The sequence below is a fragment of the Nonomuraea sp. NPDC005983 genome (assembly GCF_040614375.1).
In the GTDB taxonomy this organism is placed as follows: domain Bacteria; phylum Actinomycetota; class Actinomycetes; order Streptosporangiales; family Streptosporangiaceae; genus Nonomuraea.
On the sequence record NZ_JBEXUP010000226.1, the window covers coordinates 1 to 10,546 of the forward strand.

At 73.6% G+C, this 10,546-nt stretch carries 10 protein-coding genes; 1 reads left to right on the forward strand and 9 read right to left on the reverse strand.

Annotated elements, in window-relative coordinates; all coding sequences use genetic code 11:
- The 3 genes from ABZ297_RS44890 to ABZ297_RS44900 form a co-directional block, all read right to left on the reverse strand.
- Window positions 1-372, reverse strand: a 372-nt coding sequence (locus ABZ297_RS44890; RefSeq protein WP_355360065.1) for a DAK2 domain-containing protein, incomplete at its 3' end; no start/stop codon positions are given.
- Window positions 369-1,388, reverse strand: a complete 1,020-nt coding sequence (locus ABZ297_RS44895) for a dihydroxyacetone kinase subunit DhaK (RefSeq protein WP_355360068.1) — start codon at window positions 1,386-1,388, stop codon at window positions 369-371. The genes ABZ297_RS44895 and ABZ297_RS44890, both read right to left, overlap by 4 nt.
- A 252-nt stretch (window positions 1,389-1,640) precedes the next feature.
- Window positions 1,641-2,333 (reverse strand): phenylalanine--tRNA ligase beta subunit-related protein, encoded by a 693-nt coding sequence (locus ABZ297_RS44900; RefSeq protein WP_355360071.1) that lies wholly within the window; start codon window positions 2,331-2,333, stop codon window positions 1,641-1,643.
- 57 nt (window positions 2,334-2,390) lie between these two features.
- On the opposite strand from ABZ297_RS44900, the gene ABZ297_RS44905 reads away from it, so the two are divergent.
- The gene (locus ABZ297_RS44905) at window positions 2,391-3,860 is read left to right on the forward strand and encodes a PLP-dependent aminotransferase family protein (protein ID WP_355360074.1); all 1,470 of its coding nucleotides are present in this window, start codon (window positions 2,391-2,393) and stop codon (window positions 3,858-3,860) included.
- Between the two features lie 148 nt (window positions 3,861-4,008).
- Here the strand turns inward: ABZ297_RS44905 and ABZ297_RS44910 are convergent, their stop codons facing one another.
- The 6 genes from ABZ297_RS44910 to ABZ297_RS44935 form a co-directional block, all read right to left on the reverse strand.
- The gene (locus ABZ297_RS44910) at window positions 4,009-5,985 is read right to left on the reverse strand and encodes a glycosyl hydrolase family 18 protein (RefSeq protein ID WP_355360077.1); all 1,977 of its coding nucleotides are present in this window, start codon (window positions 5,983-5,985) and stop codon (window positions 4,009-4,011) included.
- A gap of 154 nt (window positions 5,986-6,139) precedes the next feature.
- Window positions 6,140-7,267, reverse strand: a complete 1,128-nt coding sequence (locus ABZ297_RS44915; protein WP_355360080.1) for a monooxygenase — start codon at window positions 7,265-7,267, stop codon at window positions 6,140-6,142.
- A 162-nt stretch (window positions 7,268-7,429) separates the two neighbouring features.
- Window positions 7,430-8,035, reverse strand: coding sequence for an energy-coupling factor transporter transmembrane protein EcfT (locus ABZ297_RS44920; RefSeq protein WP_355360083.1), 606 nt, complete (start codon window positions 8,033-8,035; stop codon window positions 7,430-7,432).
- Entirely contained in the window at window positions 8,032-8,706 is a 675-nt protein-coding gene (locus tag ABZ297_RS44925) for an ABC transporter ATP-binding protein (protein WP_355360086.1), read from the reverse strand. Before ABZ297_RS44925 ends, ABZ297_RS44920 begins: the two co-directional genes overlap by 4 nt.
- A complete protein-coding gene (locus ABZ297_RS44930) occupies window positions 8,707-9,843 on the reverse strand; it encodes a thiolase family protein (RefSeq protein WP_355360089.1) in 1,137 nt (378 codons plus the stop codon). It lies immediately after the preceding gene.
- A 1-nt stretch (window position 9,844) separates the two neighbouring features.
- On the reverse strand, window positions 9,845-10,546 hold a 702-nt coding region (locus ABZ297_RS44935), incomplete at its 5' end, for an AMP-binding protein (protein WP_355360092.1).

A 10,546-nucleotide genomic window follows, 5' to 3' on the forward strand; every position in this document is an offset into this window, starting at 1 on the left:
GCCGACCCGCTGGATGGCCGCCAGCCCGGCCGCGGCGCCCTCCGCCCAGCGCCGCACGTCGTACTCGCCGCCGGGCCCGCCGTCCGCTTCGGCGTCGGGCGGGGCGTCGAGGGCGGTGGCCAGCTCCGTGAACAGCAGGCCGAACAGCGGCCCGCTGGTGCCGCCGACGTCGTCGAGGAACACCCGGCCCGCCACGTCGAAGCCGTGCCCGGACGTGCCCGACCTGTCCAGCTCCTCCACCACCCGGCGCAGCCCGGATCGCAGGTTGTCGCCGAAGTCGCCGTCGCCGGTGAGCTGGTCGAGCCGGGTCAGCTCGGCGTGCGCGTCGGCGACGTCCGCGGCGTAGCGGCGCAGTACGGGAGAGGCGGTCACGGCGTCTCCTGGGGCTTGTCGGAGTTTCGGTACGGGAAGACCGGGGTGATGGCGGGAGCGCGCCACCACCGGTGCCAGCCGGGGTCGAGCCTGGTGAGGGTCACCGAGAAGCCGGCCATGTCGAGAGCGGGGACGAAGGTGCCCACCAGCGAGCCCCGCACGTCCAGCCCGCGCCGCGCGAGCCCGGCCGTCACCTCGGCGAAGACCCCGTACAGCTCCAGCAGCGTGGTGCCGCCCAGCCCATTGACCAGGACCAGCACGTCGTCGGGGCCCGGCGGCAGGCCGGCCACCAGCTCGTCGAGCATCCGGCCGACCAACTCGTCCAGGGGCGGCCTGGCGATCGTCTTGGCGGCCCGCTCGCCATGGATGCCGACGCCGTACTCCAGCTCGTCGGGCCCCAGCTCGAACGAGGGCTCGCCGGTCTGCGGCGAGGTCTGCGCCCGCGCGGCCACCGCCAGGCTGCGCGAGGCGGCGGCGAACCGGGCGCCGAGCGCGGCCAGCTCGTCGAGCCCGAGCCCCTCGTCGGCGGCGGCTCCGAGCAGCTTCTCCACGATGACGGTCGCGCCGGTGCCCCGACGCCCGGTCGCGGTCTCCGCGCTCTCGGTGGCCAGGTCGTCGTCGACCAGCACCCGGCGGACCTCGATGCCCTCGTGCCGCAGCCGCTCGGCGGCGATGCCGAAGTTGATCCGGTCGCCCGTGTAGTTCTTCACGATGTGGATCACTCCGCCGGGGCCGGCGGCGGCCCGGCTGGCTTCCAGCACCTGCCGGTTGTGCGGTGACGCGAACACCTGGCCGGGCGCCACCGCGTCGAGCATGCCGCGTCCGAGGAAACCGGCGTGCAGCGGCTCGTGCCCGGACCCGCCGCCGGACACCAGCCCGACCGCCCGCCTCGGGTCGCGGTCGCGGGCCCGCAGGAAGGCGGGGTTCTCGTTCAGCTCGACGAGATCGGCGTGGGCCTCGGCGAAGCCGCGCAGCGCGAGCGCGACCGGGTCGCCTTCGGCGAGGAACAAACTCATCGGATCGCCTCCTTTGCGGACACTCCCCCGAGTGCCTCGTGACGAAGTTCGCCCGAGCGCAGCCGGCTGGCCGCCAGGCTGGACAGTGCCGCGATCGCGATCATATAGACGACCGGCCACGTCCAGCGGCCACCTCCGGCGGCGGCCATGCGCCATCACCGCGTGCGAACGGCGGCCTCACGTGCCATCACCGCGTGCGAACGGCCGCCTCACGTGCCATCACCGCGTGAGAACGGCGGCTTCACGCGTTCGTCACCACGCGAACCGGGGCGACGGCCGGGTCAGGATCGCGGTGTCGCCCGCGTCACCCCAGACGCCGGCCAGTTCGCCGGCGAGCACGCTCATGAGCTGCGGCACGTCCTCCGCCGCCGAGGGGTGCATCGCCTCCGCGACGACCAGCACCTCGGCCGTCGTGTCGCGCACGGCGGAGTGGCCGCTCTGCCGGTTGCTCCACCGCCGGGCGTGGGCCCGGCCCCCGGCGTCGGCGAAGATCACTTCGCCCGGGTCGGGGTGCTCCGTGTCGCCGGAGAAGGTCAGGTAGGTCTCGTCGCCGCTCGCGTGCCTGACCTCCAGGCCGCCCGAGATCCTGGCGAGGTCGAACACCGCCACCGGGGTCGCGTAGGCGAGCGAGATCGCGTTGCAGAGGTCGATCAGGGGGTGGATGCGCGGGAGGGCGCGCTCCTTCCTGAAGCGCCGCAGCAACGACTCCGCGGCGCACCGGTACTGGGTGGGTTTGAGGCCCATCCTCGAGAAGGCCCGCCGCCACGCCTGGATCTCGGGGAACTCACCCTCCGACCCCGACGCCAGCCTGGCCTCGGCGATGGCGCACAACCTCGCCACCTGCGGGTCGACGGAGGCGTCGGCGGTGATCCCCTTGGCGAGGACGGCGCCGGCGACGAGCTCTGGATGGGCTGACCAGATCTCGGCCGAGTGCTGGAAGTACATGCGGCGGTTCCCTGTCTGGAGTGTTCTCGGCTGTCACTCTGCCGCCACAATGGTCTGATGGGTAGGACCAAAACGCCCCTGGATGACAGGTCCATACCGTCCGGCTCGGACTTCCTGCAGCTGAACATCGACGACGCGCCCGCGCGGGGCCGCGCCGGCTGGCTCGCGGCACGGCTCCGGCTCGCGATCTCGGACGGCCGCCTGCCGGTGGGCAGCAAGCTCCCCGCCACCCGCGCCCTGGCGGCGGACCTGCGCGTCTCACGCGGCGTGGTCACCGAGGCCTACCAGCGCCTGGCGGAGGACGGCCTGATAGCGGGCCGCGGCCGCGCCGGAACCACCGTCGTCGCCGCCCCCGTGACGGCCCGGCCCCCCTCCCGTCCGATCACGGCGGCGGGGTTGTTCGCTGATCCCGGTGGTGACGTGTTCGACGCGCTGCGGGAGGCGCCCGCGCGGATCGACCTGTCCCCCGGCATGCCGGACCTCGCCGCGTTCCCGCGAACGGCCTGGTTGCGGGCCGAGCGGGCGGTCCTCGGCCGCCTCGCCCCCGCCGACTTCGGGTACGGCGACCCGCGCGGGACGCCCGCCCTGCGCCTGGCCGTCGCCCACTGGCTGGCCCGCTACCGGGGGATCAGCGCGGCCCCCGAGGAGATCGTCATCGTCGCCGGGGTCGCCCAGGCGCTCGGGCTGCTCGCCCAGGTGCTCCGGCAGGACGGCATCACCCAGGTGGCCGTGGAGGACCCGGGATCGCTCGGGGCCCGGCAGCACCTGCGGAGCTGGCAGCTCGACACCCCGCCCGTCCCGGTGGACTCGCGCGGGCTGCGCGTCGACGCGTTGCGGGCCCTGGGCGTCCCGGCCGTGATGCTCACCCCGGCGCACCAGTTCCCGACCGGCGTCGTGCTGGACGGCGACCGGCGGCGCGGGCTCCTGCGGTGGGCCGACGAGGGCGGCCTGATCATCGAGGACGACTACGACGCCGAGCACCGCTACGACCGTCCCCCGGTTCCCGCCCTGCGGTCGCTGCTGGCCGAGCGGGTCTGCTACGCGGGCAGCGTGTCGAAGCTGCTCGCCCCCGCCCTGCGGGTGGGCTGGCTGCTCGCGCCGGAGCGGTACCGGGACGCCCTCGTGTCGGCCAAGCGAAGCGCCGACCTGGGCAACGCCGCCCTGCCGCAGCTCGTCCTGGCGGAGCTGATGGAGTCGGGCGCGCTGGAACGTCAGCTGCGCTTCCTGCGCCGCCGTCACGTCCGCCGTCGCGACGCGATGATCGCGGCCATCGGGGCCCACCTGCCCGGCGCCGTCGTGCACGGCGCGGCGGCGGGACTGCACCTCGTGATCACCTTCGCCGCCGACTTCGCCGACACCGGCCTCGCGGAAGCGGCGCTGCTCCGGGGGGTGAAGGTCCAGCCGCTCTCCTGGCACCGGCAGCGCCCCGGCCCGCCCGGCCTGGTCCTGGGCTACGCGGCGAACGCGCCGTCCGACATCGAGCAGGGCATCGCCACCATCGCCACCGCCCTGCGCCACCTCACCTGAACGCGCCGCCGACCTGAGCCACCCCGACACAGCACGGCACCGCGCTGAGCCACCGCGCTGAGCCACCGCCTGGGCGGATCGGCGTTCGCGGCGACGGGCGTGCCCCCCTCGAAGGGGACACGCCCTGCCGTCAGGCGCTCGGACCAGGTCAGCCCAGCCCGCTCTTCATCGCGTTGATCAGCTCACCGTTGGTGGTGTCGCCGCTCAGCTCCCAGAAGAACGCGCCGCCGAGGCCCTGGTTCTTCGAGTAGCTCATCTTCCCGCCGATCGTGCTCGGCGTGTCGTAGCTCCACCACTGGCCGCCGCAGAAGGCGTACGCGGTGCCCGCGACCGTGCCCGTGGCGGGGCAGCGGGTCTTGAGCACCTTGTAGTCCTCGATGCCCTGCTCGTACGTGCCGGGCGCCGCCCCCGTCGCCGTGCCGCCGGGAGCGGACTGGGTGACGCCCGTCCAGCCGCGCCCGTAGAAGCCGATGCCGAGCAGCAGCTTGCCGGCCGGGACGCCCTTGCTCTTGAGCTTCTGGATGGCGTTGTCAGAGTAGAAACCGGCGATCGGGATGCCGCTGTAGGAGTTGAGCGGCGAGTGCGGCGCCGTCGGCCCCTGCGCGGCCCAGGCGCCGAAGAAGTCGTACGTCATGACGTTGTACCAGTCGACGTACTGCGCGGCGCCGCCGTAGTCGGCCGCGTCGATCTTGCCTCCGGACGTGCCGTCGGCGGTGATGGCGGCGGTCACCAGGTTGCCGGACCCGAAGCGGGAGCGCAGGGCCGACATCACGTTCCTGAACGCCGCCGGACCGCTGGTGTCGCAGGTCAGGCCGCACGCGTTCGGGTACTCCCAGTCGATGTCGATGCCGTCGAACACGTCCGCCCAGCGCGGGTCCTCGACCAGCTTGTAGCAGGAGTCGGCGAAGGCCGCCGGGTTGGCCGCGGCCTGCCCGAAGCCTCCCGACCAGGTCCAGCCGCCGAAGGAGAACAGCACCTTCAGGTTCGGGTACTTCTTCTTGAGCTTGCGGAGCTGGTTGAAGCTGCCGCGCAGCGCCCCGGCGTCCCAGGTGTCGGCGACGCCGTCGACGCTCTCGGCCGCGCTGTAGAACCGGTCGTAGTCGGCGTAGCTGTCGCCGATCGCGCACTGCCCGTTCTGGACGTTGCCGAAGGCGTAGTTGATGTGGGTCAGCTTGGCGGCCGAGCCGCTGGTGTCGATGTTCTTGACGTGGTAGCCGCGCTGGTAGACGCCCCACTGCACGAAGTAGCCGAGGACCTTGTTGCCGCCTCCGCCACCGCCGCCGCTCGTGGTGGCGGTCACCGAGCCGCTGTTGCCGGAGACGTTGCCCGCCGCGTCACGAGCGCGCACCGCGTACGTGTACGACGTGCTCGCCGACAACCCGCTGTCGGTGTAACTCGTCCCCGTCACCGTGGTGACCAACGTCCCACCACGGAAGACGTCGTAACCCGTCACACCCACGTTGTCCGTCGAGGCGTTCCACGCCAGCGACACGCTACTGGACGTCACCCCGGTCGAACGCAGGTTCCCCGGCACGGAGGGAGCCGTCGTGTCGCCGCCACCGCCGCCGCTCGTGGTGGCGGTCACCGAGTTGCTGTTGCCGGAGACGTTGCCCGCCGCGTCACGAGCGCGCACCGCGTACGTGTACGACGTGCTCGCCGACAACCCGCTGTCGGTGTAACTCGTCCCCGTCACCGTGGTGACCAACGTCCCACCACGGAAGACGTCGTAACCCGTCACACCCACGTTGTCCGTCGAGGCGTTCCACGCCAGCGACACACTGCTGGACGTCACCCCGGTCGAACGCAGGTTCCCCGGCACGGAGGGAGCGGTGGTGTCGCCGCCCCCGCCGCTCGCGACCTTCCACAGGGCGGGGACGTTCGGCGGCTCCCAGCCCGGCTGGGAGGTGTGGCTCTGAATGCACTCGTACTCGACGCCGTTGTAGGTGACCCGGGTGCCCGCGGTGTAGGCGGTCCAGGGCGCCCACGCCGCGGCGGCGGCTGTGGAGGTGGCGGAGGTGGCGGAGGTGGTCGCGCCGTACGCGCCGGGCGGGGCGAGGACGGCCGCGCTGAGTGGCAGGAGTAACGCCGCCACTGCTGCGAGGAACTTGCCGAGGTTCTGTCTCATGATGCTCCGACATCCGGTTGGGGGGTGGGAGTCGCCCAAAAGGAAACTATTAGGAAAGTTTCCTTTTGATTTTGAGACGAACGTAACTCCTGCCTGCGAAGCCGTCAATATCTGTCAAGGCCGCCGGTGACTACCGGCGGCCTGACCGACAGCGCTACTCGGCCGCCGACATGATGGCGATGCCCAGGCACATCTCGTCGCTGGTGCCCTCGCCCCAGACGACGTACCGCGGCTTGAGCTTGCTCAGCTGCGGCACCTGCGCCCGCAGGCCCGCGTCGTGGGTGCAGGTCACCCGCACCACGTCCCCCTTCCCGACCGTGACGGGCTTGGCCAGCACCCGCAGCGCCTGGTCGTCGAAGTCGTAGTTCGGGACGTCCAGCAGGGTCTGCGCCTTCGGGGTGCCGGGATTGAGCTCGACCTTGATGGACCGTCCGAGCAGATGCATGTGCCCGGCCACGGCGTGCACCGTGGCGGGGCCCCTGACGGGCAGGTCGCAGTGCTGGGTCGGGCCAGGAGTGGGCGCGCCGCAGAACTTCGCCAGCTGCGCCACCTGGGTCTTGGACTCCTCCCCGAACCGGCGGCCGACGTCCTCGACGGCGGCGGCGCGGTCGCACAGCGGGCCCGACTCCTGCGGCGTGCACGGCAGCTCCACCGGCGCCGGGAACAGCTCGGTCGCCAGCGGCTCCAGCTTCTTGTCGGTGAGCCGCAGCCGGATGCCCGACTGGTCGGCGCCAGGCCGCCCGTCGGCGCCGAGCGTGTTGTAGTGGATCTGCATGACGAGCTGGCTGCCCGGCGGCATCGCGTAGCCGTACTTCGGGTCGAGCAGCTTCTCGTTGGTGCCGGGCGCCCAGTGGGCGACCCAGGAGGCGTCCTCCACGCCCGCGTCGCCGAAGCACGTCCAGCCCTGGCCAGGGGTGGAGGCGTCGAGCTTGCGCGCGGCGGCGGCCTGCTCAGGGCTGAGCCTGAAGAAGATCGCGTGGTGCACGATGGCGCTGTTCTGCGGCTCGAACTGCGCGCCGGTCAGGAACGCCTCGCTGGTCAGCTTGGGGTCGATCATGAAGCACCGGTAGTCGTCGGTGCCGCCGTTGGGCGGGCTGGGCGTGTACGGCTCCGCCATCTTCAGGGACGCGAACCGCTCACCGTCACGCAGCGGGGCGGCGACCGGCGCGGCTCGCGCCACGTGTCCGCTGTGGCCGGCCGTCTTCGCCGGTGGCGCCGTGCCGCATGAGGCGAGCAGGACGACCGCGGCCAGCGCGGCGGCCGTCCAGGCTAGTCGAGTCATAACCCCACAGTGACCGCGCGGGCGACGACGGTCATCCTTCCCCAGGACGTTCTCCGTCATCCGTTGGGATGACCGCCAGAGTACGACCGACGCAGGCCACCAACGTCCGGCCGGACGGCCTGGGGCACGCGCGCTGCGCGCCCATTGGCAGGATTCGGGCCGTCAGTCGTCCAGGCCGCGGGCGCTGAGGGCTTCGCCGAGCGCGTCCGCGTGCCTGAGCGTGCTCACCACCAGCGGGACGGCGAAGGCCCGCACGCTCCACTCGACGCCCCTGGCCCGCTGCGCCTCCCGCACCCGGGTGGCGAGCGCGGCGACGACGGGGACGCTGCGGATGGTGAGCGAGAGCAGCAGGGAGAGCCGGAACGGGTCAAGCCCGACGAACCGGGCGGGGGCGAGGCAGCGTTCCAGGCACGCCATCATGGCGCTGGTCCGCGTCGTGAGCGTGACCAGCCCGGCCAGGGCGACGGCGAGGACGATCCGGAGCGTGGACGTCGCCGCCGAGGGCAGGTCCACGAACACCGCCTGCATGGCGAACAGCGCCACCGCGAACCAGCGCACCGGGCGGATCTGCGCCCAGGCCGCCGCCGCCCCCACCCGGGAGACGGCGAACAGCGACGCCACGACGACCAGGGCGGCCCCCATCGCCACGGGCGAGCGCAGCAGAACGAGCACCGTGCAGCAGGCGGCGAGCCCGAGCAGCTTGGCGCCCGCAGGCAGGCGATGGAGGACCGACTCGCCCTGGACGTAGGCCCCGGTGAGCGCGTTCATGCCATCAGTTTCCGGTAGTGCTCGACCGCCCGGCCAGGCTCGCCGTCGGCGACGACGCGGCCCTGGTCGAGGACGAGGACGCGGTCGAAGTCCGCGAGCAGGCCGAGGTCGTGGGTGACGACGACCACCTGCTGCGGCAGGTCGCGGACGGCCGCGGCGACCTGGCGGGAGTGGCGCAGATCGAGCAGCGTGGTGGGTTCGTCCATGACGAGGATCTCGGGTTCGAGCACCAGCACCGAGCACAGGGCCAGGAGTTGCTTCTGGCCGCCCGACAGATGGTGGGCGGGGTGGTCGGCGTGGCCGTCCAGGCCGTACCTGGCCAGCACGGACCGGACCCGGCGCTCCACCTCCTCGCCCGGCAGCCGCTTGCGGCGCAGGGAGAACGCGACGTCCTCGGCCACTGTCGGCATCACGATCTGCGCGTCGGGGTCGGTGAAGAGGAACCCGACGCCGCGCCTGATCGCGGCGGCGTCACGGCGGGTGTCGAGCCCCTGGACGGTCACGCGCCCGGAGGTGGGCAGCGCCAGCCCGTTGATCAGCCTGGCCAGCGTGCTCTTGCCGGAGCCGTTGGCCCCGACCACGCCGATCCGGCGCTCGGCGAGCGTCGCGGTGATGCCGCGCAGCACGTCCCGCTCGCCGAGCCGGACGTGCACGTCAGACAGTTCGATCACTCACACCACCTCGAACAGGGCGGCGACGCCGAGGCCGCCGCCGACCGCGGCCGTCGCCAGGCCGAGCGTTCCCGACGGCGCGCCTGATCGGACGAGCCTGCTGAACAGCCGTGTCACCACGACGGCGCCGCTCGCGCCCCACGGGTGCCCGAGGGCGAGCGCGCCGCCGCCGGCGCAGACGCGGTCTCTGTCGGCGCCGAGGGGGTCGAGGCCGAGCGCGTCGGTGACCGCGAGGGCCTGCGCGGCGAACGCCTCCACGATCTCCACCGCCGCCACCTGCTGCAGTTCCACCCCGGCGCGCTCCAGCAGTCGGCGGACGGCGGGCACCGGCCCCCATCCGGGCAGCGCGGGATCGCAGCCGACGACCGCGCCGGCCCGCAACCGCATCCCCGCCAGCCCGGACGCCGCCCGTACCCGCTCGGGCACCACCATCACGGCCGCCGCGCCGTCGCTGATCGGCGACGAGTTGCCTGCGGTCACCGATCCTCCCTGGACGAACGCCGCGGGCAGCCGCGACAGCGACGCCATCCGCACGGGCCGGGGCCGCTGGTCGTCCGCCCGGCCCCCGACGGGGACGATCTCCTGCTCGAACCGGCCCGCCTCGCGCGCGGCCAGTGCCTTGGCGTGGCTGTCACAGGCGTAGGCGTCCTGCCGCTCACGGCTCACCGCGCGGGCGGCGGCGAGCGCCTCGGCGGCCTCGCCCATGTCGGGGTCGGGGTGCCCGGCCGGGGCGAAGGGCGCCCGCGCGTACGGGATGGACGGCTCGTCCCGGTGGGCGCGCAGCGGGGCGGTGGAGGCGCTCTCCGCGCCACCGGCGATGACGGCGTCCGCCGCTCCGGCGCGCACCGCCTGGCCCGCCAGGAGGATCGCGGCGAGCCCGCTGCCGCACTGCCTGTCGATCGTGACGCCGGGGACGCCGTGCCCCAGCCCGGCGGCCAGCGCGGAGACCCGGGCGACGTTCCCTCCCGGGCCCATGCAGTTGCCCAGGATCACGTCCTCGACCGGGATCGGCACGTCCGCGGCGAGCGCGCCGATGACGGGCGCCGCCAGCTGGTCGACCGTCACCGTCTTGAAGGCGTGCCCTGCGGTGCCGATCGGCGTCCGGCGGGCGGCCACAATGACCGGTTCATCACGCATGTCAGGTTATCCGGTGGATGTCAGGGTCGCCGCTGGCCAGACGGGCGGCGACCAGCCCCCTGGCCGGCTTCCCCGCCGGGGTGCGGGGCAGGCTCTCGACGCCGTACCAGCGCCGGGGCCGCTGGGCCTTGTCCAGCCCCGCACGGGCGACCGCCTCCAGCAGCGACCGCGGCGGCGGCCCCTCCGTGCCGACCTCCAGGATCGCCGTCACCACCGAGCCGAGCTGCGGGTGCGGTGAGCCCACCACCACGATGTCGCTCATCCCGGGCACGCTCCTGAGCACCTCCTCGACGTCCTCCGGCACGACGGTCGCGCCGCCGGTCTGGATCGCGCCGCCGCCACGGCCGCGCAGCCGCAACACCTCGCCGGGCCGGTACGGCTCCGCCACGTCGCCGACGCTCATCCAGCCGTCGGCGTCCGTGCGGAGCGGGCCGGGGGCGCCGCCCAGGTAGCCCTCCGCCTGCCAGGGCGAGCGCACCCAGACCTCGCCGAGCCGCTGCCCCGGCGCGGCCCTGACCTGGACGTCCACACCGGGGAAGGGGCGCAGCCCGGCCCCGTCGGGGTCGGCGGCGACGAAGGACAGCTCGGTCGCGCCGTAGTAGGACACGATCCGCAGCCCCGCCGCCCGCTCCCGCGCCCCGGCGGGCAGCGCCGCGCCGCCGACTACGGCGGTGCGCAGCCGAGCCCCGGGCTCGGCGCGCCG